This window comes from Nocardia sienata NBRC 100364 (genome assembly GCF_001613205.1).
GTDB lineage: Bacteria > Actinomycetota > Actinomycetes > Mycobacteriales > Mycobacteriaceae > Nocardia > Nocardia sienata.
Genome location: NZ_BDBX01000038.1, coordinates 104854 through 125132, shown reverse-complemented (window position 1 = coordinate 125132; position 20279 = coordinate 104854). Strand labels below are relative to the sequence as shown.

Sequence of the window (20279 nt, the reverse complement as noted above, 5' to 3'; positions counted from 1 at the left end):
TGGACACAGGCAGTCTGTAACCATGAACAGCAGTGACCTCGCCCGTATCCTTCACGAGGTTCTTCGCGCCGTCACCCGCGGCGAACCGGATGTCACGACGCTGGCGACCTCGCTGACCGAACTGGGACTCGATACCGGCACGGTGGGGGATATCGTCGACCACGCGCGTCGCGACCGGGCCGAGGTCACCCGCCTACGGCGCCGCGAACAGGAGCTCACCGCGCTGTTCTCCAGTGCCCGCGATCTGGCCGAGGTGCGTGATATCGATGCGCTGCTGGCCAGGTTGGTGGCGCGCGCCCACGAGATGATGGGCACCGACGTGACCTATCTGTCGGAGTTCGACACCACCACCCGCGACCTGCACGTCCGCAAGACGATGGGGGCGGTGACCCCGCAATTCCAGGACCTGCACGTCCCCGCCGGGACGGGACTGGCGAGCCGGATCGCCGATACCCGGTCGGCGCAGTGGGTGCCGCGGTACAGCGAGTACGCGGGTGGCCCCCACGAGCACACCATCGACGACGCCGTCTTCGCCGAGGGGATCATCTCCATCCTCGGCGTCCCCATGCTCTCCGACGGGACCGTACTCGGTGTGCTCTTCGCCGCGACCCGGCAGGAACACCAGTTCACCCCCGAAGAGATCGCGCTGCTCTCGGCTCTGGCCGACCACGCCTCGGTGGTGTTGCAGACCGCGAACATCCTCACGCAACTGCGGGAGTCGCAGGACCGCACTCGCGGCGCCCTGGAGAAATTGACCGCGCACCTGGAAGCACGCGATCGGTCGAGCGCGGTCCACCAGGAACTCGTCCACGCCGTCCTGTCCGGAGGTGGCTTCACACAGGTCGCGCGCACCTTGGCGGCGGCGCTGGACCGGCGGGTGACGATCATCGACGCCGACTCCTTCTCGCTGGCCGCCTCCGCGGCCGCGGAGCAGGAGCATACGGCGGTGAGTCTGTCCCCGGATGTGCGTGCCGCGATCTCGCTGAGTCGTGCGACCGGGCACTGCCGGACCGTCGCGAACAACCGATCGGTGGAGGCGGTCGCCGCCGTCACCGCCGGTGAACTCCACTTCGGGGCCCTGCTGCTCAGCCCGGGCAGCGTGGAACTGGGTCCGGTGGAGCGACGCACGATCGAACGGGCGGCTCAGGTCGCCGCTCTGCTGGCCCTGCAACAGCGGGCGGTCACCGACGCATACCGCCGTGAGCGCGGCGAACTCATCGCCGACCTGCTGCATTCCTCACCGGAGCGACGTCGCGGTATGGACCAGCGGGCGCGCAACCACCGCCTGACATTGTCCGAACTGCGTACGCTGCTGATAGTCGATGTGCCGCCGGCCCGGCGGACCGGGGCCGAACGCGCCGCCGCGGGTTTCCTCGGCCGCGGCGGGCTGGTGGGTGAGCACGCGGCCACCATCACGGTAATCGGATCTGCTGTCGACCCGATGGCCTTCGCGAACGATCTGCGAAGGCATCTCATCGGCGCACTCGGGGCCCCGGTACTGGTCGTGGCCCCGCCGCGGGCCGCCGCGCCCGACGAGCTCCCGGACCTGTTCCGCACAGCGCAACAGACGGTGCGCCTGCTGACCGGGCTGGGCATCGACGACCGCGCGGTCGCCACCGACGCCTACGCCCCGTACACCGTCCTGTTCGGCGCCAACCCGCAAGCCCTGCAGTCCTTCCTCGATCTCACCATCGGTCCGGTCCTGGACTACGACGCCCGGCACGGCACCGATCTGCTCACCACACTGCGCACCTTCGTGCGGCACGAGGCAAGCCCGACGAAAACCGCGCGAGCGCTGAACTATCACCCCAACACGATTCTGCAGCGACTCGACCGCATCAAATCCCTGCTCGGCGCGGATTGGCGCCAAGACGAACACCTGTTCCGTATTTCGCTCGCCACTCGGCTGGACGAGTTGCGTTCGGTATCCCGACTATGACCAGCAAAATATGGTCCCAACACACTGAATCCACGTTTTCATGTGGTCATCACACATGTCGCGGGTTACAGCGCGGTCGTACCGTCGGAGCCGGCAAACGTTCATCGGGGCCGCGAATACCGCACCCCGCGATGTGGAGGGTGGCGCAGTGACCGTGAACAGCAGGATTCCGGGATTCAAGGACTCGTCCGTCGAGCAACGCCGCTCGGTGGTTTCCGAGCGGACCGGGGTAGCTGTCGCGGAGCTGGACGTTCTCGACCCCGCGCACGGTCTGGACACCGAGCATGCCGATCACATGATCGAGAATGTGATCGGAGTGCTGGGTATTCCGGTCGGCATCGCCACCAACTTCCGGATCAACGGCCGAGATTATCTGGTTCCCATGGCCACCGAGGAGCCGTCGGTCGTCGCGGCGGCGAGCAATGCCGCGCGCATGGCCCGCGAGCGAGGCGGATTCTTCACCTCCGGCACCGGCCCGGTGATGCAGGCGCAGATCCAGTTGCTGGACATACCCGATCCCGAGGCCGCGCGCCTGCGCATTCTGGAACAACGCTCGACCGTGGTGGACCTCGCCAACGAGCAGGACCCGACGCTGGTCCGGTTCGGCGGCGGCGCGATGGACCTACAGGTGCGCCTGGTGCCGACGCGAACCGGCACGCATGTCGTCGCGCATCTGGTGGTCGATGTGCGCGATGCGATGGGGGCCAACGCGGTCAACACCATGGCCGAGGCCATCGCGCCCCGGCTCGCGGCCATCGCCGGCGGGCGGCCCCTGCTCCGCATCCTCACCAATATGGCCGACCGGCGGATCGTGCGGGCCCGCGCCGTCTTCGACCGTGATCTGCTGGGCGGCGAGCAGGTCGTCGACGATATCGTGCACGCCTGCGCGCTCGCCGAAGCCGACCCCTACCGTGCCGCCACACACAACAAGGGCATCATGAACGGCATCACCGCCGCGGTACTGGCCTCCGGCAACGACACCCGCGCCGTCGAGGCGGGCTGTCATTCCCACGCCGTCGGTCCCGATGGGCGGTACACGGCCCTTTCGCACTTCGAGAAGACCGCCGACGGACACCTGTCCGGCACGCTGGAGGTGCCGATGGCGGTCGGTCTGGTGGGTGGAGCCACCAAGGCCCATCCCGGCGCGCGGGCAGCGATCAAGATCCTCGGCGTGGAGTCGGCCACCGAACTCGCGGAGGTCGTGGTCGCGGTGGGCCTGGCCCAGAATCTCGCCGCCTGTCGCGCCCTCGCGGCCGAAGGCATCCAGCGTGGCCATATGAGCCTGCACGCCCGTACCGTCGCGGTCACCGCCGGAGCGGGGACCGCGGAGCTCGACGCTGTCGTCGCGCAACTCATCCAGGACCGGAACATTCGCGTCGAGCACGCCGAGAAGGTGCTCGCCGACCTGCGGGAACGGAGCTGAGGTGGCGCCGCACACCGAGGCCGTCCGCCGGCCCGTACCGCATGTCCACCGCAGGCCGGATCTGCCGGCCGCGGTCCGGGTGTACGAAGTCGGCCCCCGCGACGGTCTCCAGGCAGAGGCCACTGTGGTGCCGACACCGGTCAAAGCCGAATTCTGCCGGCGGCTCGCCGCCGCGGGGGTGTCGGCGCTCGAGCTCACGAGCTTCGTCTCACCGCGATGGATCCCACAGCTGTCCGATGCCGAGCAGCTGCTGGCCGTCCTGGACCTGCCCAGCGATATCCGCCGGGTGGTGCTGGCACCGAACCGCCGCGGGCTCGACAGGGCGATGGCCGCCGGCGCCACGGAACTCGCCGTATTCGTGAGCGCGACCGAGACCTTCGCGGACAAGAACCTGCACACCACCGTCGACGGTGCGATCGAATCCGCACGCCCCGTAGTGCACGGCGCCGGAGCACAAGGTCTCGCCACGCGCGGATACATCTCGATGTGTTTCGGGGACCCCTGGGAGGGCGCTGTCGACGCCTCGGCCGTCGCCGATATCGCCGAACGCCTCCTCGACATGGGGGTGGCCTCGATCTCGCTGGGCGACACCATCGGGGTCGCCACACCCGGACACGTCCTCGACCTGCTGGAAGCCCTGTTCGACCGCGGTATCCGCCCGGAGGACACGGCGATGCATTTCCACGACACCTACGGCCAGGCGCTCGCGAACGTCTATGCCGCCCTGAACGCGGGGATCACCGAGTTCGACAGCGCAGCCGGGGGCCTGGGCCGCTGCCCGTATGCCGCCGGAGCCACCGGAAATCTCGCCACCGAGGACCTGGTGTGGATGCTGCACGGCCTCGGTATCACCACCGGAATCGACCTGGACACGCTCACCGCGACTTCCCGGTGGATGTCCACCGTCCTGGGTCGGCCCAGCCCTTCGCGAGTGGTCCATGCCCTCACCGCCTCGACATCCTGACCTGCCCGACCCCCTCGACGCCGACGGAGTACCCATGCCCACCCAACCCCCGCCGACCGCGGCAGCGACACCGGTCGACCCGCCCACCGCAGAGCCGGTCTCCGGCCGCGAACATCCGCAGTACCTGGAGGTATGGGGTGATACCGTCGTCGGTCGCCACCTGGCCGTATCCGTGGTCATCGGCGTCGGCGTGAGCCTGTCCGCACTCCTGCTGGCGGACCGGGCATTCTCTTCGTTCGTGTCGAACGACTCGCTCGCCGACGCCTACGCTCTCCTCGTGGGGATCGCCGGATGTGTGATCGCCGGCCTGATCTGCGGGCGACTTTTCCGTCCGAAGCGGATCGTGGTCACCGAGGTGTCCGAAGACGCGGCCGTCGGCGAGGTCATCGCCGCCCTGCGCGAGGAACGACAGGGGCTGGGCTCGCTCGACGATCTGCCCGCACACACCCGGCGCGAACTCGACGAACTCGGGCTGCGTGAGCGGTTCACCGAAGCCGAACACTCCACCACCGGGACAGTGTCATGAGTTCGATTCTCACCAGCGATATCGCGCTGGCCATCATGCTCGCCGTGGTCGGCGCCATCGTCTTCTCGTTGATCGGCATGGTTTCGGGTACCGACGAAACCGCGACCATCGCCCCGCTGACCCTGCTGGTGATTCTGCTCGGCGCTCCCCCGGCAGGCGTGTTCACATTCTTCCTCGCCGGAGCCGTGGCCAAACATATGACGCATGCGGCGCCGACCACACTCCTCGGCATTCCCGGGGACACGATGGCGGTCCCGCTCTTGCGCGAAGCGCGGATGCTGCGCGCGTTGGGCGTTCCCCATATCGCGCTCCGCAAAGCGATCTCCGCGGCCCTCATCGCCGCTGTGATAGCCGTCCCCGCCGCCGTCCTGTTCGCCGTGCTGCTGGCCCCGGTCGCCGACACGGTCCAGTCCGCTGCGCCGTGGTTGTTCCTGCTGGCCGCCATCGGCATCGCCTACGCGTCGCCCGGGAAATGGGCGGGCGTGCTCGCGCTCGTACCGTTCGTGGTCCTCATCCTCGGTCTCAAACAGCTCACGTCGTCCTACGATGTCGCGCTCAACATCAGTTACTTCCTCGGCATCGCCGTCGGACCACTGATCGCCGACCTCTTCTTGTCCTTGGGACCGCAGGGACGTGCCGAGATGGCACGTGAGGAGCCGGCGACGGTATGGCTCGCACCCGACGTCAAGACCTGGAAGGGCTACTTTCCCAATCCCTTCCGGATCCTCGACCGTGGACAGACCGGCTATGTCGCGGCCACCGCCACCGTTTCCAGCGCCACTTTCGTTTTCAGCCCGGTCGCCATGACGGTCCTGATGGGCGAATTGGTCGGGAGCCGCATCAAACACGGCTACCGCCGGCTCACTTCGGTGATCGCCGCCCGCAACGGCACAACCGAATCCACCTATATCGCCGAAGCCCTGATCCCTCTCATCGCCTTCGGACTACCGCTGAGTCCGGTCGCCGCCGGGCCCGCCGCGCCCTTGTTCAACGCGCCACCGGTTTTCACCACCGACGACAGCAACGGCAATATCGACAACCTGTCCACGGCACTCACCAGCACCGAATTCCTGCTCTACGGACTCGCTGCCGTCGCGGTGGCCGGCCTCATCGCCTACCCCTTCGCGATGAACTTCGCCCACCGGGCCGCGACCGTCGTCGTGCGGTTCGTCAGCCACGAAGCCATCATCGCCGCCTTCGCCGGACTCGTCGTGGTGATCAGCGTGTGGGAGGGCGGGATTCTGGGACTCGCCGTCACACTCACGGTCGGTCTCGTGGGCGGCCTGCTGTGCCGGTTCTTCAAGATCCACGCCGGAGTGTTGTTCATGGGTTACTACGTCGCGGTCCTGACGATCCCCGCGGTGCTCGCCCTCTGAGCGAGCACCGACTGTCTCCGGAAAATCCAAGGGTTCCGCCGCCGCCACCGACCACGGTGCGGCGGCGGAACCATTGCCATACAGCGTCTCCACAGTCCACACCGGTAGGCAAGTCCGGCGACTCACCGATTCCGGTGTCCTGGTCGAGCATGTTCCGGCAGGGCATCATCGAGGCCGGCGGACTCGCCTCGATCGGACGGGCTCGCGTCGGCAGCGGACTCGCGGCCGGGCGTCCACCCACGCCACCGTGATCCCCACGGTTGTGCTCACCCTGGTCGCCGCCCTCGCCGTGGTCGTCGATATCGCCCCCGCCGATAGCGCCCGCGGACAAGGCAGGACTTCATAGGGTTACCCTTTGCTTATCCAAGGATTGCAATGGGTTGTCCATCGGCTCGGGCAGCCATACCGTCGAATTATGAAGTTCACCCCCGCCCGCCTCGCCGAACTCGAAGGCTCCTTCCAGATCCTCAAGCGCCCCGCGCTGGACCGCCCGGCCGCCCAGTCATCGCTACCGTCTCGGAGATGCTCTCCACGATCGAGCAGGGCGGCCTCGACGCGGTGCTGTCCTATGCCCGCGATCTCGACGGGTTCACGTCCGGCCAGGTCGAACTGGGCGCGGCGGAGCTGGCGCGGTCGGGGGATTCGCTGTCACCCGAACTACGGGCGGCACTGGAACTGGGCCACGAACGGACCAGCGCGTTCGCCCGGGAAACCCGTTCACATCTGGTCGATTTTGAGACCCGCCCGGCTCCCGGCCTGACCACCGGCGTTCGCTATGTACCGATCTCGCGGGTGGGCGCCTACGTGCCGGCCGGTCGTTTCCCGCTGCTCGCCGGGGCGTTCATGACCGTCGGCGTGGCCAAGGTGGCCGGGGTCCCGACCGTCCTCGCCTGCACTCCCCCGCGCCGCGACGGCACCGCCGACCCCGCCGTGCTCTACTCCTGCCATCTCTCCGGCGCCGACCGCGTCTACGTGCTCGGCGGTGTCCAGGCGCTGGCCGCCATGGCGTTCGGCCTGCTCGGGGAGCCATCGGTCGATATGCTGGTCGGCGCCGGCAACGCCTATGTGGCCGAGGCCAAACGGCAGCTCTTCGGCAAGGTCGCCATCGACCTACTGGCCGGCCCCTCGGAGGTCGCGGTGATCGCCGACGAAACCGCCGATCCGGCCACGGTCGCCGCCGATCTCCTCGGCCAGGCCGAACACGGCACCGAATCACCCGCCGCCCTGGTCACCACCTCGCGGCAACTGGGCGAAGCGGTGATCGCCGAAGCCGACCGGCAGCTGGAGACCCTGAAGACGCGCGATATCGCCGGTCCGGCCTGGCGCGACTACGGTTCGGTGACCTGGGCCAAGGACGCCGCGACCGCCGCCGCCCTGATGGACGATCTGGCGCCGGAACATTTGGAGATCCAGACCGGCGACGACGAGTACTACCACAACACCCTGCACAACTACGGTTCGATCTTCCTGGGCCGCTGGAGCACGGTGGCGTACTCCGACAAGGGTATGGCGGGCACCAACCACGTACTACCGACCGCAGGTGGCGCCAAACACAATGCGGGCCTGTCGGTCTCCCGCTTCCTCAAGCCGCTGACCTACCAGCGCGTAGAGCGGTCGGCCACCCCCGAGACGGCCGGTGCCGTCGAAACCATCTCGCAGTACGAAGGTATGGCCGCTCACGAGGCGACCGCGACCATCCGCCTCGACGCCTACCGGACCGGCGAGGCCTGAGATAGGCCCGGCGGGCCATCAGCCCGTTCGGCTCTACACAGGAGTGCCCCCACCCCGAATCACCGGGGTGGGGGCACTCCGATGCTCGAGCTCAGGGCCACCAGAGCGCGACCGTGAGCCCCAGCAGACCCAGCGTCAGCTGCATCAGCGTCAGGTCAGCCATCCACCGGCCGCCCCCGCGGACCCTCGGCACCACCCCAGCGGTGACCGCGCGGATAGAGCCGTATCGGGGTGATCAATGCCGCGTGCTCGGTGAGCAACTGCCGCACCGATTCGGCGTGTTCGAAACCGGGTACGACCACTGCCCCCGCACCGAACTCGCTCGCGTGCCGGGCCAGCGCCAGCACGGTCACCAGCGGACGCGCGTCGGTGTACACGGTGTAAACGAGCCGATATCCGTGCCGCCGCGCCAGCTCGTGCAGGTCCACCGCGGGCGCGGGAACATCACGCCTGACCAGTCCGATCGCGGCCGGACTCTCAGCACTGACCACGTGGGCCTCCCGCGTCCGCGCACCAGCGCCGTATCGCGCAGGCGATGAACTCCAACTTCTCGATCGGCGGCAGCACCGCCGCGGGCCCGTTCGGAATCCGCGTGACCCCGGGTGTGCGCGCAGGTAACCGGCCCGAGCGCGCTTCGCCCGGCCGACCGCACCGTAATCCTGTGGCATACATGGGTGATCCACTGCTCCTGGCTAGTCTTGGAGAGCACCCGACGCAGGGTCCAACAGGGCATCAGCGACCAAACTGTGAACGATGGACCACCAGTTCGCGGCGCTCCTGGCGTTGACCTGGTGTCCCCCAGTGCTTCTGAGGGGTGGCCTGCACCGAGTGCGTCCTCAGTAGACAAGAGCTCCAGCAGGTTGGAAGCTTCCGATGTCTCAAATCCTGAGAAAATCTGCAATATTCCAGTTTTTGCCCTCCGGGCATTCCGATTCGCGGCACACTGCCTTCCAGTGCGGGATGTGGAGGCCCGCGAAGTGGGGAGTGGGATGGCAGACAGGGAGACCGACAGCACTTTCGCGCGACGGATGCTGGGAAGGCAGCTACGACACCTGCGCGAGACTTCGGGGGTCAGCGTCCAAACGGCCAGACAGGCCATCGGAGTGGGTCATCAGACGCTGTGGCGCCTGGAGACCGGACAGTCCACGCGAATCTCGGCCTTGCAGGTGCGAGAGCTGTGCCGAATCTACAAGGCGCCCGATGAAGTTACGGACGTACTCCTCGAACTCCTGGGCGGGCTGTCGTACAAGTCGTGGTGGCATGCCTACCGCGAGGCTGTACCAAAGGATTTCGATTTGTATTTGGGACTCGAGATCGCGGCCAGCCGGTTTGTCAGTTACGCATCGACATTGCTACCCGGCCTGGTGCAGACACAACCCTACCGGCGAGCGATGGCATGGTCGGGCAATCCGGGGATGTCCACCATCGAGGTCGAGCAGCGAATCGAGATCGCCGCGCGGAGACAATCACGTCTACGCGACGATCCCGATCTACAGCTGGAGATCCTGGTGAGCGAGGCGGCACTGCGCCAACGGATCGGCGGTGGAGCCGTCATGGCCGAGCAGTTGCGTTACCTCGCGGAGGTCAGTCGCCTGCCGAACGTATCGCTCCGGGCCGTACCGTTCAGCACCACCCACGTCGGCTTGGAAGTGGGACTCTTCGTGCTACTGGAGTTCCCGGAGCAGCGCAACGCGTGGACGTCGGAACCGCCGGTTGTGTACGTTCAGGGCTACACCAGCGACCAATACCTGGAGCGTCCGGAAGAGATAGCCCGATATCGGGATGCCGCTTCTCGCATCAAACAATCGGCGCTGGGCGAGCACGAAACCAGGGACCTGGTTCTGAAGATCGCGGAGGAACACGATGAACAGCGCTGACCTATCGGGAGCACGGTGGTTCAAGAGCAGCCGCAGCGCGAGCAATAAAGAGTGCGTCGAAGCCGCGCACCTGAGCGGAGGTGTCGTCGGCGTGCGCGACTCCAAGAATCCGACCGGCCCCGCTCTGGTCTTCACACCTGGTGAATGGGACGCCTTCCTCGCGGGCGCGAAGGCCGGGGAGTTCGACCGGCCGTAGCCCTCGATCAATGAAACACCGGCCCGAGGCCGGACACTCGGTCGCCGCAACTGCCTCGAGACGAGGCCGTGACGGCGACCGAGTCGTTTCCGCTTCCGGCCGACCCACCCGTGCACCTCGGCTTCCTCAACCAGCCGAGGCATACGGGATCGTCTCCTGGGTACGCGGAACATACTGGGCCAGTGGGCGAGTCAGAGACTGCGAGTAGTTTCGCAGCCATGCCCGCCCAACCGTCGAACCCGCACGACGCGTATTTCCGGCACGTCCTGGCCCGCCCCGCCGACGCCGCCTCGGAACTTCGCGCCGCGCTTCCGGATACCCTCACTCGGCGGATCGACTGGAGCCGACTACAACTACAACCGGGCAGCTTCGTCTCCACCGAACTACGCTCCCGCTACAGCGATCTGCTCTACCGCACCCACCTCGACGGCCACGCGGCGTACATCTATCTGCTCATCGAACATCAGAGCAGCGTCGACCGGTTCATGCCACTACGCATCCTCGAATACCTGGTCAATATCTGGAACCAGCACCGCGACCACCACCCGCACGCCCGCACCCTGCCGGCTGTCATCCCCTTGGTCGTACACAGCAACAGCACCGGCCATCCCTGGAACGCACCCACCGAGATATCGGACCTTATCGATGTCGACCCCGCGACCCGAGAAATCCTCCGGCCACATCTACCACGGCTGAGGTTCCTCCTCGACGATGTCGCCGCCATCGACCTGGCCGCCCTACGTGCCCGTGACCTCACGCCGGCCACCCGCGTCATGCTGGCGCTGCACAAGATCGCATCCCGTAACACAGACCTCGGCTCCGATATGCTGGAGCTGGTCGACGACCTGCGAGCTCTGTCGGCAGGACCGCACCCGATAAGCGACCTCCAGGCCGTCATGACCTACATACTCATAGTCGGCGAAACCACCGAAGAAGATCTGGACCCGTTGATCGAGCAACTCGGTCCCCGAGCCAAGGAGGCAATAGTGACCACAGCCGAACGGCTCCGCGCCGAAGGCCGCGCCCAGGAGCGCGCCGAAGGCCGCGCCGCAACCTTGATCGAGCTTCTCACCGTCAAGTTCGGCTCGGTGCCCGATACAACGATCCGCACGATCCGCACTGCCGCTCCCGACAGGGTCGACACCTGGCTTCATCGCCTTCTCACCGCCACCACGCTCGACCAGGTCTTCGCCTGACAACCCCACGGAATGTTCTTCTTCTTCGATCCGGCCACGCGTCCGGAGACCGGCGAGGTACAGCACGCCGGTAGTTCCGAGGAAAGCTCGAAAGGTGTTGTCCAGGCCCCGCCCCGCGGCTACGACGGACCTACCGGAGGATCTTCCGCGACGGCGTCCGGCTGCCGGGGTGACGCCACGACGCCACACGCTCGGCATGACAGACCGACGTCGCCGTCTGCCCTATTTGTCCACGCTGAGCGCCTGGGTGCGGGCGCTCAGCGAACGACCGAGCTCGCTCACCTCCGCGTCCATCTCGGGCAGCCAGGTCCGGGTGGCGGTGCCGACGAATCGCTCGACCAGTGGGGTCTGCAGCACCGGTTTCAGCCAGCGCAGCGCGCCCGCCCAGCCGGGCACATTGATCCGCTCGGCACGCCGCTCGATGCCCCGTTCGAAGGCGGCGGCGCACTCCCGCACCGTGACGGTTTTCTGGAACAGGGCCGGTAACGAGGCGAGTGCCCGCGCGGCCGCCGGCAGATCGATGAACGTTTCCCGCACCAGCGCGGTGTCGATCCACAACATATGCGCCGACCCGACCGCGACGCCACGGTAGCCGACCTCCGCGCGCACCGCGTTGGCGAACTGTTCGACTCCGGCCTTCGTCGCGGAGTAACCCGCCAGCCCCGGCATCGCCACATAGGCGGCGACGGAGGATACGAACAGCACGTAGCCGCGACGTTCGATGACCGCGGGCAGGGCGGCGCGCACGCTATTGAAGCATCCGACGAGGTTCACGTCGATCACCCGGCGGAAGGCGGCCGGGTCCACCGCCAGAACCGATCCGTAGCTGCCGATACCGGCATTGGCCACGACGATATCGATTCCGCCGAACCTTTCGACTCCCTGTGCGACGGCGTCCTCCATCGCCGCGAGATCGCACACATCGGCGGTGACCGCCACGACGTACTCGTCGCCGCCCAGTTCCACGGCGAGCTCCCGCAGCGGGGGCGCATCGATATCGGTGAGCACCAGCCGCGCGCCGCGCGCCCGCAGCCGCCGGGCGAGCTCCGCGCCGATACCGCGGGCGCCGCCGGTGATGAGTACGACCTTTCCGGTGAAGGCGGTCATGACGTTGAAGGTTAGACCGGCCGGTCCGGTTCCGGAAGGGTTCCACCGCCGATTCCAGCGCCTGTGAGCGTGCTGTTATCCCGACGCCGGGGTCTGCGCGCCCCGGCGCCGAATCGTGACCGGACGCCCCGCCGCGGGATATGGTGCCGACATCCCGCGCGGGCCGGTCCCAGGCGCTTCGTGAGATGTTTCCCGGATCGCGCCGGGCCCGCAGCGGCACCCGCTAACCGCCGGTGGTCGGCCCCTGTTCCGGGTGGCGGGTCAGTGACGCCAGGATGATCTCCCGGGCCGCGCGGACCGTGGCCGGGTAGCCGGCCGGGTCCCGTCCCAGTCGTTCGGCGCCGGCGCGCATGACACCGGTCAGCAGCTCCACCACGAGGGACACCTCGCCGATATCGCGGAACTCACCGCTGGCCACGCCGTCTCGGACGACGTTCTCCACCTCCACGATGATCGCGTGGAACGGGCCGTCCGGGCCCTTGGGTACCTCGTCGACCAACGGGCCCGAACCCGGCCGGAACATCAACTGCATGGCCTGGTCCGTGGACGCCTCCAGGACCGCCTCGATGATCTCTCCCAGCCGCTGCACGGCCGGATCGCCGGACCGCGCGGCGATCGCGGTCACCCGGTCCAGCATGGGCCGGCTCGCACGCCGGGTCAGCGCCAGGACCAGCGTGCTCTTATCGCTCGCGTAGTTGTACAGCGTGTTGCGGGCGAGCCCGGCCCGGGCCGCGATATGGCCCATTTTGATCGCGTCGTATTCGTATTCGAGCAGGAGCTGCCGCAGCGCCTCGGCGAGGTCGGCCCACACCATCTCGTGGTGCTCCTCGATACTGCTTCCCCGAATCCGCGGCATCCGATCATCCTTCCCCACCCCGTCGAACCGCCGAGCCGTGCACCCGATCACACGCCGCTTCCCGGGAAGTATGTGGCTGTAATGGACCGTGTCCACCCGCCGTCGGCTGCGCGGTCGCGCTATGCGCCGTATCCGCCGTCGATCCTCAGCACTGCGCCGGTGACGTAAGAGGCCTCCGGACTGGCGAGGAAGACAACGCCTGCGGCGATCTCCTCCGGCCTGCCGTACCGCCCCATCGCCGTTGTCGGAAGGAATACGGATGCGGCCGGGCCGTCGGCGGGGTTCATCTCGGTGTCGATGAACCCGGGCTGGATGACGTTGACCGTGATGCCCCGGTGGGCCAGATCGCGGGCCGCGCCGCGGCTGTAGCCCTCGAGGGCCGATTTGGTACCCGCGTAGTCGGTCATCCCGGTAAAACCCACCCGCGTTCCCACACCCGAGCTGATACTCACGATCCGCCCGCCATCGGGCATCAGCGGGAACGCCGCCCGGATCGCGGCCACCACACTGGTGTAGTTGATGGCGAGCTGGCGGTCCAAGGCGGACTCGTCGACGAGCTCGCTGTCGATCGGGCCGGCGACGGTGACGCCCGCGTTGTTGACCAGAATGTCCAGCTTCCCGAACTGCTGGACCACACTGCGGATCAGGCCCGCCGCCTGCGCCGCGTCCGATTGGTCGGCCTGGAAGGCCGCGGCGCGGACCCCTTTTGCCTCCAGGTCGGCGACCACGGCCTCGGCCTGATCCGCCGAGGACGAGTAGCTGATCGCGACGTCGGCTCCTTCGTCGGCCAGCGCCAGCGCCGACGCCGCCCCCACTCCCCGCGATCCGCCGGTCACGATCGCCACCTTGTTGTCCAGCTTTCCCATGTGCTTCCCACTTCCCTGGGGTGCGACTAAGTTATTGACTACGCGGTCCACAATTGCATTTTTGGACCATGCAGTCAAGAATCCGTATTCTGGTTCGCATGGCACGTCCGCGCGCGTTCGACGAGAAGCAGGTACTGGACGCCGTCCGGGAGCAGTTCTGGGACGCCGGTTACGCCGCGACCTCACTGGAAGACCTGATGCGGGTCAGCGGCCTGGGCAAGGGCAGCCTCTATGCAGCGTTCGGCGACAAGCGTCAGCTCTTCCTCCGGGCGCTGCACAGCTACACCGACGACAACCATGGCCATCTCCGGAAAGCCCTTGCCGAGGCTCCACGGGCCGTGGACGCACTACGCATGCTCCTCGAGGCACCGATCGACAACCCGACCGGCGCCGGTACACAGCGTGGCTGCCTGATGGCCAACAGCACCTGCGAACTCGGCAACGCCGATCCGGAAGTCCTCGCCCACGCCCACCGCACCTACGAGACGTCCACCGCGCTGATCGGCGACTGTGTCGCCCGCGCCCAACGCGAGGGCGACCTGCCGGCCGGAGCGGATCCGATCGCACTGGCGCGGGCCCTCCTGGCCGCGCAACAAGGGATCGTGTTCATGAGCAGGACCGGATTGGACACGGCCACACTCACCGCCACGGCACGATCACTCGCGGCCCGCCTCCTGCCGGACCACTCCGGCGACCCATCCGCGGCCGGGCCGCACTGAAGGCGATCGTCACCCGGCTCCGCGCTTCGGGCGACACGCCCTACCGCCCCTGTCCGGTGGCCACGGCAGCCAGATGCGCGTTCTCCTGGTGGGCCGCGGTGAGCTTCACCCGGGTGAGGCGCCAGCCGTCCGCCGTGCGGACCGCCGCGTTGTCGTAGCAGCCGACCACCAGCCACCGGTCGGGCCCACCGTTCGCGATCTCGCTCGGGAGCCAGTGTTCGGCACGAACGTGCGCGTGGATCGTCGCGCGGTCGCCGTCGATCTCGACGACATGGCCGGTGATCGCATGGTGGGTCGCCACGAAAGACGCGAAAGAGGCGCGGAGGATCTCGAGGTAGTCACCGAGCGGCACGATCGTCGGTGGAATGCCGGACACGGACTCGAAGTCGACCGTGACCGGGTCGGTGAACACGCGGCGCGGCAACTCGGTGAACTCTTTCAGGTCCGCAATATCGGCATACCGGCTCAGGAGTTCGATGAGCTCGGCGCGATCACTGAGCGCGTTCATGGGAAAAGCCCTCTCCATACACGACGCCGCCGGCACCGCCACAGGGTTTATACAACATACTGTCGTAAAGATTACGACAGCATGTCGCGAAACTCCAGTACCGTGGTGCACTCCGCGCCCGGCCGGAACCATGATTCGCATTACACGCTAATAGTTGGCGCATTAACTATTAACGGACTACATTCGAGCCCACAGGGGTGTCCGATCGAATGGAGGCGCGTTGACCACGGAAATCGACGATCCACTGCGCCTGGAGCGGCAGGTGTGTTTCGCGCTGGCCGTGGCGAACCGCTCCGTGCTCGCCGTGTACAGGCCACTGCTGGAACCGCTGGGATTGACCCACCCGCAGTACCTCGTCATGTTGGCGCTCTGGGGCGAGGCGCCGATGTCGGTGAAGGCCATCGCCGAGGCGATCCAGCTCGACTCCCCCACGCTGTCCCCACTGCTCAAACGCCTCGAAGGCGCCGGCCTGGTGACCCGGCGGCGCGATCCGCGCGATGAGCGCACCCTGGTCGTCGACCTCACCGACGCGGGGCGCGCGCTACGCCGCGAGGCCGAACGGATTCCGCTCGCCGTCGTCGACCGGCTCGGCGTGGAACTCGACGATCTCGAGGAGTTGCGGGAAGTACTCGGCCGCGTCAACGAGGCGGCCCGCCGGGCGGCACTCGCGTACCCGGACAACGAATCATGAACGCCCCCACGAACCGCCGCGGCGAACCGCGGCTTCCGGACCGTCGACAGGAGGGCCCCGTGACAGACCAGACCCCCGCACCGGCACAGCGCATCCGCTATCTCTTCGGCGAGACCTTGCCGCCCTCGATGCGGCAGTGGGTGCTGCGTGACCAGACCGGCCCGGGCGCCACGCGGCGATATCTCCAGCGCTTCCTGCTACCCCCGATCCCGTTCTTGTGCCTGTTCGCGCTGGTGCCGGGACCGTGGTGGATGGGATTCTCGATGGCCGTGCTGGTGTTCCTTCCGCTGGCCTTCTTCGCGGTCGCCCTGGTGTATGTGCACCGGCGGCACATCCTGGTCAAGCACGGCCTCGATCCCGTACTGGCCGACCCGAACCGGCACCGCCGCGCCGCCGAGGAGCGGGCGAGCTACGAAATGCGCTACCACCGCGGCTGACTCCCGTCCAGCGCGGCGCTGCGGGCACCCGGAGCCGACGCGTCGGTACCTGTGTTCCCGGCCGGGTCCGTGGAGCCGACCGCAACCCCTGTAGCCGCACAGATGCACGCGATCGCGAACCACCGAGGGACCGAGAGCGATTCGCCGAGCACGAGTAGACCGGCCAGCGCCGCGACGACGGGTAGGGACGACGCGACCGACCCGCGCGATCACCGCCGCCACACGACGCGGGGGACGCGCACATCCGCTTGTCGCCGCCGGCCTGGGCGCCGTGACCGCGGTGGCGGAAGAGTTGACGGGCCGTTGACCACAACAGCTGCTCCAGGAATTCGGATAGATCGCGGCCGACCGGCGCAGACCTGCCCGGCGCGTCGCGCCGCTTCCCCCATCCCCCTTCTACGTTATACACGATCCGCGGCCCTCATGAGACGCCGAATTGTGGTCCATAATCGCCCACTGATGCGGAAACCACCAGGTGAGGAGCGGCGGATGAGTTATGTGCTGGGCTTCGAGGAGATCGACCGGACGCAGCTCGCGACCGTCGGCGGCAAGGGCGCGAACCTCGGCGAGTTGTCGCGGATCGAAGGCATCGCGGTACCGGAGGGCTTCTGCGTGACGACGGCCGCCTTCCAGCGGGTCGTTGCCGAAGTGCCGGCGATCGACGACCGGATCGATCGGTTGTCGCAGCTCGAGCCGGACGACCGGGAGTCGATCCGGGTACTGAGCGCGGAGATCCGCGCGGAAATCGAAGAATGCGCTGTACCCAGCGAGGTGGCGGCGGCGATCACCGGCGCACTCGCCCGGCTCGGGCCGCACCAGCCCTGTGCCGTCCGATCCAGCGCGACGGCCGAGGATCTGCCGACCGCGTCGTTCGCTGGGCAGCAGGACACCTTCCTGAACGTCGTGGGACCGGAGGCGATACTGCGGCACGTCAGCCGGTGCTGGGGATCGCTGTTCACCGAGCGAGCCGTCACCTACCGCCTGCGCAACGGCTTCGACCAGCGGAAGGTGCGGATGGGGGTGGTCGTGCAGCGGATGGTGTTCCCGCAGGCGGCCGGCATCCTGGTCACCGCGGACCCCGTCACGTCCAACCGGAAGGTTGTTTCCGTGGATGCCGGCTTCGGCCTCGGCGAAGCCCTGGTTTCCGGTCTGGTGAACCCGGATGTCTACACGGTGCGCGGCGGCGAAGTCGTCTCCGAGACGGTGGCCACGAAACGGGTCGCCGTCCAGGCCGCACCGGAGGGCGGCACGCGCGTCGAGGAGATCGAGCCCGAACGGCAGAATCTGCCGGTGCTCACCGAGGCGCAGATCGTGCGCCTCGAACGACTGGGCCGGCGCATCGAGGCGCATTTCGACAGACCGCAGGACATCGAATGGTGCCTGGTGGACGGCGAGTTCCGCATCGTACAGAGCCGGCCGCTCACCGCACTGTTCCCGATTCCCGAGGCCGACGACGACGAGAACCACATATACATCTCCGTCGGCCATCAGCAGATGATGACCGACCCCATGAAACCGCTGGGGATCTCCGTATGGCAGCTGACGAGCCCGGCGCCCATGCGGCACGCGGGCGGCCGGTTGTTCGTCGATGCCACCCGGGGGCTGGCGACGCCGGCGACCCGCGCGGCCATGGTCGAGGGTTTCAGCAGATCCGATCCGCTGACCGGGGACGCGCTGCGGACCGTCCTCGAACGGGACGACTTCCTCCGGCCGGGGCCGGACGAAGGACCCGGCGGTCCGCTGTCCGGCGCCGGCCCCGACCTGATCGAGGCCGATCCGGCCGTGGTCGCCGAGCTGATCGCGGACAGCGAGGCATCCCTGGAAACGCTGAAACGCGCTATTGGGAGCAAATCCGGGCCGGAGCTGGTCGACTTCGTTCTGGCCGATATCCAGGAGCTGCGCCGGGTGCTGTTCCATCCGCGCAGTCAGCAGGTGATCAAGGCGGGGATGGAGGCCACCTGGTGGCTCAACGATCGGCTGCAGGAATGGCTGGGCGAGAAGAACGCGGCCGACACTCTCACGCAATCGGTTCCGCACAATGTCACCGCGGAAATGGGCCTGGCGCTGCTCGATGTCGCCGATGTGATCCGGCCGCACCCGGAGGTGGTGGCCTTCCTGCGCCATATCGAGGACACGGGTGCCCAAGGGCGCGGTTTCCTGGACGAGCTGGCCCGGCTGCCGGGCGGTGATACGGCACGCGCGGCCATCGACGCCTACCTCGACCGGTACGGAATGCGGTGTGCCGGCGAAATCGATATCACGCGGCCGCGCTGGAGCGAACATCCCGCCGCACTCGTACCGACGATCGTCAACAACATCAGGAGTTTCGCACCGGGCGCCGGCACACGACGCTTCGAGGACGGCCGGTTCCAGGCCGAACGGAGAGCGGAGGAACTACTGGAACGGCTGCGCGCGCTACCGGACGGGGACCGGAAGGCCGCGGAGACCGCGCGGATGATCGACCGGGTCCGCGTCTTCTCCGGATACCGGGAGTATCCGAAATACGGCATGGTCAGCCGTTACTGGGTCTACAAACAAGCCCTGTCACGTGAGGCCGAGCGTCTCGTACGGGCCCGGGTGCTGCGCGAGCCCGACGATATCTTCTTCCTGACATTCGAAGAGCTCCGCGAGGTCGTGCGCACGCACCGGGCGAGCGCGGAACTCGTCCACGAACGCAGGGACGCCTTCCGCTCGTACGGCGCCCTTACGCCGCCCCGCGTACTCACCTCCGACGGCGAGACCGTCACCGGTGCGTACCGGCGCGCGGATCTACCGGACGGTGCGCTACCCGGTATGCCGGTCTCCACCGGGACCGTCGAAGGACGCGCCCGCGTCGTCCAGGATATGGCCCAGGCCGATCTGGAACCGGGCGATATCCTGGTCACCGCCTATACCGATCCGAGCTGGACTCCCCTGTTCGTCGCGATCACGGGCCTGGTGACGGAGGTGGGCGGACTGATGACCCACGGTGCGGTGATCGCCCGCGAGTACGGCCTGCCCGCCGTGGTAGGTGTGGAGGATGCCACCCGGCTGATCCGGGACGGGCAGCGGATCCGGGTGAACGGGACGGACGGGTACATCGAAATCGTGTCCCGGCCGGAGGAGTGAGATTCGAGGCAGCCCCGGCCTCGAACTCGGCATGCCATAGCCCGCACATGTCGAAGCCGTTCTCGGGACACGAATTACTCGGTCGTCGATGTGGTGCGCAGGCCACCGCGGCCCACGAGGTCGAGGACGAGCGCAGCGATATTCCAGGCATCGTCCTCGCCCCGGTGGTGACGTCCCTCCAGGGGCAAGCCCGCGAGGTGCAATGCACCCGCCATCCCCTGCCGGCGTTTCAGGCCGTAGGCCGTCGCGAAGAGCGCCTTGGCGTTGGCGTGTTCGGCGCCGAACGGATACTCCACGCCGGTCGCGGCACACTGCCGGGCGAACTGCTGCCGGTCGTAGTCGCCCCAGCTCGCCCACGGTCGCGTCCGGGCATGATGTTCGGTGACGAGCAGGCGGCAGGCTTCGGCGAAGGGCAGCCCGGTATCGACTTCCTCCTGGGTGAGGCCGGCGAGCTCGGTACAGAACTCACCGACCCGCGACGACGCGGGCCGCACCAGTATCCGGTGTCTCGCGGTGCGTTCGACTCGGTCGAGATCGACCACGGTCAGGCCGATCTCGATGATCTCGCTCACCGCACCGGCCGGGGGCCGCCCCTCCCAGCAGGTGGCCTCGACATCCACCACGTTCAGGAGATGGGACATTTCGTTCGCCGGCCGAGCGTATGAGCGGGCACTCGGGCTGTCGATCGGTTTTCGCGGCGTCGCTCTGCGGCCGGGTCCGGGGCCACCACTTTCCGTCACCACGCCGCTGGGGAGGTGC

General features: G+C 67.7%; 19 protein-coding genes. 13 read left to right on the top strand and 6 right to left on the bottom strand.

Going from position 1 to position 20279, the window contains the following annotated elements:
- Positions 1 to 22 precede the first annotated feature (22 nt).
- The 6 genes from NS4_RS20895 (at position 23) to hisD (ending at position 7959) form a co-directional block, all read left to right on the top strand.
- Complete coding sequence (locus NS4_RS20895) at positions 23 to 1939, top strand: helix-turn-helix domain-containing protein (RefSeq protein WP_063061206.1); 1917 nt, start codon at positions 23 to 25, stop codon at positions 1937 to 1939.
- Positions 1940 to 2087: 148 nt separating this feature from the next.
- Positions 2088 to 3362 (top strand): hydroxymethylglutaryl-CoA reductase, degradative, encoded by a 1275-nt coding sequence (locus NS4_RS20890; RefSeq protein WP_063061205.1) that lies wholly within the window; start codon positions 2088 to 2090, stop codon positions 3360 to 3362.
- A 1-nt stretch (position 3363) separates the two neighbouring features.
- Positions 3364 to 4326, top strand: coding sequence for a hydroxymethylglutaryl-CoA lyase (locus NS4_RS20885; RefSeq protein ID WP_063061204.1), 963 nt, complete (start codon positions 3364 to 3366; stop codon positions 4324 to 4326).
- Between the two features lie 34 nt (positions 4327 to 4360).
- Positions 4361 to 4852, top strand: coding sequence for a hypothetical protein (locus tag NS4_RS20880; protein ID WP_063061203.1), 492 nt, complete (start codon positions 4361 to 4363; stop codon positions 4850 to 4852).
- On the top strand, positions 4849 to 6228 hold the full coding sequence (locus NS4_RS20875; RefSeq protein ID WP_063061202.1) for a tripartite tricarboxylate transporter permease: 1380 nt from the start codon (positions 4849 to 4851) through the stop codon (positions 6226 to 6228). Before NS4_RS20880 ends, NS4_RS20875 begins: the two co-directional genes overlap by 4 nt.
- A 522-nt stretch (positions 6229 to 6750) precedes the next feature.
- Positions 6751 to 7959: a histidinol dehydrogenase gene (hisD, locus tag NS4_RS20870; RefSeq protein WP_245665590.1), complete on the top strand. Its 1209-nt coding sequence runs from the start codon at positions 6751 to 6753 to the stop codon at positions 7957 to 7959.
- Positions 7960 to 8114: 155 nt separating this feature from the next.
- Here hisD and NS4_RS20865 read toward each other — a convergent pair whose 3' ends face one another.
- Entirely contained in the window at positions 8115 to 8450 is a 336-nt protein-coding gene (locus NS4_RS20865; RefSeq protein ID WP_245665588.1) for a hypothetical protein, read from the bottom strand.
- A gap of 498 nt (positions 8451 to 8948) precedes the next feature.
- Here NS4_RS20865 and NS4_RS20860 point away from each other — a divergent pair, with 498 nt between their 5' ends.
- From NS4_RS20860 to NS4_RS20850, 3 genes are all read left to right on the top strand, one after another.
- A complete protein-coding gene (locus NS4_RS20860) occupies positions 8949 to 9836 on the top strand; it encodes a helix-turn-helix domain-containing protein (protein WP_157106148.1) in 888 nt (295 codons plus the stop codon).
- Positions 9823 to 10032 carry a DUF397 domain-containing protein gene (locus NS4_RS20855; RefSeq protein WP_063061199.1) on the top strand — a complete coding sequence of 70 codons (210 nt, stop codon included), beginning with the start codon at positions 9823 to 9825 and terminating at the stop codon, positions 10030 to 10032. Before NS4_RS20860 ends, NS4_RS20855 begins: the two co-directional genes overlap by 14 nt.
- Positions 10033 to 10250: 218 nt before the next feature.
- Positions 10251 to 11228, top strand: a complete 978-nt coding sequence (locus NS4_RS20850; protein WP_063061198.1) for an Rpn family recombination-promoting nuclease/putative transposase — start codon at positions 10251 to 10253, stop codon at positions 11226 to 11228.
- 222 nt (positions 11229 to 11450) lie between these two features.
- Here NS4_RS20850 and NS4_RS20845 read toward each other — a convergent pair whose 3' ends face one another.
- The 3 genes from NS4_RS20845 to NS4_RS20835 form a co-directional block, all read right to left on the bottom strand.
- Positions 11451 to 12335: an SDR family oxidoreductase gene (locus NS4_RS20845; RefSeq protein WP_063061197.1), complete on the bottom strand. Its 885-nt coding sequence runs from the start codon at positions 12333 to 12335 to the stop codon at positions 11451 to 11453.
- A gap of 223 nt (positions 12336 to 12558) precedes the next feature.
- Entirely contained in the window at positions 12559 to 13191 is a 633-nt protein-coding gene (locus NS4_RS33685; RefSeq protein WP_063061196.1) for a TetR/AcrR family transcriptional regulator, read from the bottom strand.
- A gap of 119 nt (positions 13192 to 13310) precedes the next feature.
- Positions 13311 to 14057 (bottom strand): SDR family NAD(P)-dependent oxidoreductase, encoded by a 747-nt coding sequence (locus NS4_RS20835; protein ID WP_063061195.1) that lies wholly within the window; start codon positions 14055 to 14057, stop codon positions 13311 to 13313.
- A gap of 98 nt (positions 14058 to 14155) precedes the next feature.
- On the opposite strand from NS4_RS20835, the gene NS4_RS20830 reads away from it, so the two are divergent.
- Positions 14156 to 14776, top strand: a complete 621-nt coding sequence (locus NS4_RS20830; protein ID WP_063061194.1) for a TetR/AcrR family transcriptional regulator — start codon at positions 14156 to 14158, stop codon at positions 14774 to 14776.
- 40 nt (positions 14777 to 14816) lie between these two features.
- Here NS4_RS20830 and NS4_RS20825 read toward each other — a convergent pair whose 3' ends face one another.
- Positions 14817 to 15284, bottom strand: a complete 468-nt coding sequence (locus tag NS4_RS20825; RefSeq protein ID WP_063061193.1) for a nuclear transport factor 2 family protein — start codon at positions 15282 to 15284, stop codon at positions 14817 to 14819.
- Positions 15285 to 15504: 220 nt separating this feature from the next.
- Here NS4_RS20825 and NS4_RS20820 point away from each other — a divergent pair, with 220 nt between their 5' ends.
- The 3 genes from NS4_RS20820 to rph all read left to right on the top strand — a co-directional run bounded on the left by NS4_RS20820 (position 15505) and on the right by rph (position 19520).
- On the top strand, positions 15505 to 15975 hold the full coding sequence (locus tag NS4_RS20820; RefSeq protein ID WP_063061192.1) for a MarR family winged helix-turn-helix transcriptional regulator: 471 nt from the start codon (positions 15505 to 15507) through the stop codon (positions 15973 to 15975).
- Positions 15976 to 16034: 59 nt separating this feature from the next.
- Positions 16035 to 16412, top strand: coding sequence for a DUF5313 family protein (locus NS4_RS20815; protein WP_063061191.1), 378 nt, complete (start codon positions 16035 to 16037; stop codon positions 16410 to 16412).
- 489 nt (positions 16413 to 16901) lie between these two features.
- The gene (gene rph / locus NS4_RS20810) at positions 16902 to 19520 is read left to right on the top strand and encodes a rifamycin-inactivating phosphotransferase (protein WP_063061190.1); all 2619 of its coding nucleotides are present in this window, start codon (positions 16902 to 16904) and stop codon (positions 19518 to 19520) included.
- A gap of 74 nt (positions 19521 to 19594) precedes the next feature.
- On the opposite strand, the gene NS4_RS20805 is transcribed toward rph, so the two are convergent.
- A complete protein-coding gene (locus NS4_RS20805) occupies positions 19595 to 20161 on the bottom strand; it encodes a 3'-5' exonuclease (RefSeq protein WP_063061189.1) in 567 nt (188 codons plus the stop codon).
- Positions 20162 to 20279: the final 118 nt, after the last annotated feature.

Excerpts from the sequence above, each read along its gene's own strand:
- NS4_RS20895 (WP_063061206.1), top strand. The coding sequence starts at position 23 with ATGAACAGCAGTGACCTCGCCCGTATCCTTCACGAGGTTCTTCGCGCC.
- NS4_RS20880 (WP_063061203.1), top strand. The coding sequence starts at position 4,361 with ATGCCCACCCAACCCCCGCCGACCGCGGCAGCGACACCGGTCGACCCG.
- NS4_RS20875 (WP_063061202.1), top strand. The coding sequence starts at position 4,849 with ATGAGTTCGATTCTCACCAGCGATATCGCGCTGGCCATCATGCTCGCC.
- hisD (WP_245665590.1), top strand. The coding sequence starts at position 6,751 with ATGCTCTCCACGATCGAGCAGGGCGGCCTCGACGCGGTGCTGTCCTAT.
- NS4_RS20860 (WP_157106148.1), top strand. The coding sequence starts at position 8,949 with ATGGCAGACAGGGAGACCGACAGCACTTTCGCGCGACGGATGCTGGGA.
- NS4_RS20855 (WP_063061199.1), top strand. The coding sequence starts at position 9,823 with ATGAACAGCGCTGACCTATCGGGAGCACGGTGGTTCAAGAGCAGCCGC.
- NS4_RS20850 (WP_063061198.1), top strand. The coding sequence starts at position 10,251 with ATGCCCGCCCAACCGTCGAACCCGCACGACGCGTATTTCCGGCACGTC.
- NS4_RS20845 (WP_063061197.1), bottom strand. The coding sequence starts at position 12,335 with ATGACCGCCTTCACCGGAAAGGTCGTACTCATCACCGGCGGCGCCCGC.
- NS4_RS33685 (WP_063061196.1), bottom strand. The coding sequence starts at position 13,191 with ATGCCGCGGATTCGGGGAAGCAGTATCGAGGAGCACCACGAGATGGTG.
- NS4_RS20835 (WP_063061195.1), bottom strand. The coding sequence starts at position 14,057 with ATGGGAAAGCTGGACAACAAGGTGGCGATCGTGACCGGCGGATCGCGG.
- NS4_RS20830 (WP_063061194.1), top strand. The coding sequence starts at position 14,156 with ATGGCACGTCCGCGCGCGTTCGACGAGAAGCAGGTACTGGACGCCGTC.
- NS4_RS20825 (WP_063061193.1), bottom strand. The coding sequence starts at position 15,284 with ATGAACGCGCTCAGTGATCGCGCCGAGCTCATCGAACTCCTGAGCCGG.
- rph (WP_063061190.1), top strand. The coding sequence starts at position 16,902 with ATGAGTTATGTGCTGGGCTTCGAGGAGATCGACCGGACGCAGCTCGCG.
- NS4_RS20805 (WP_063061189.1), bottom strand. The coding sequence starts at position 20,161 with ATGTCCCATCTCCTGAACGTGGTGGATGTCGAGGCCACCTGCTGGGAG.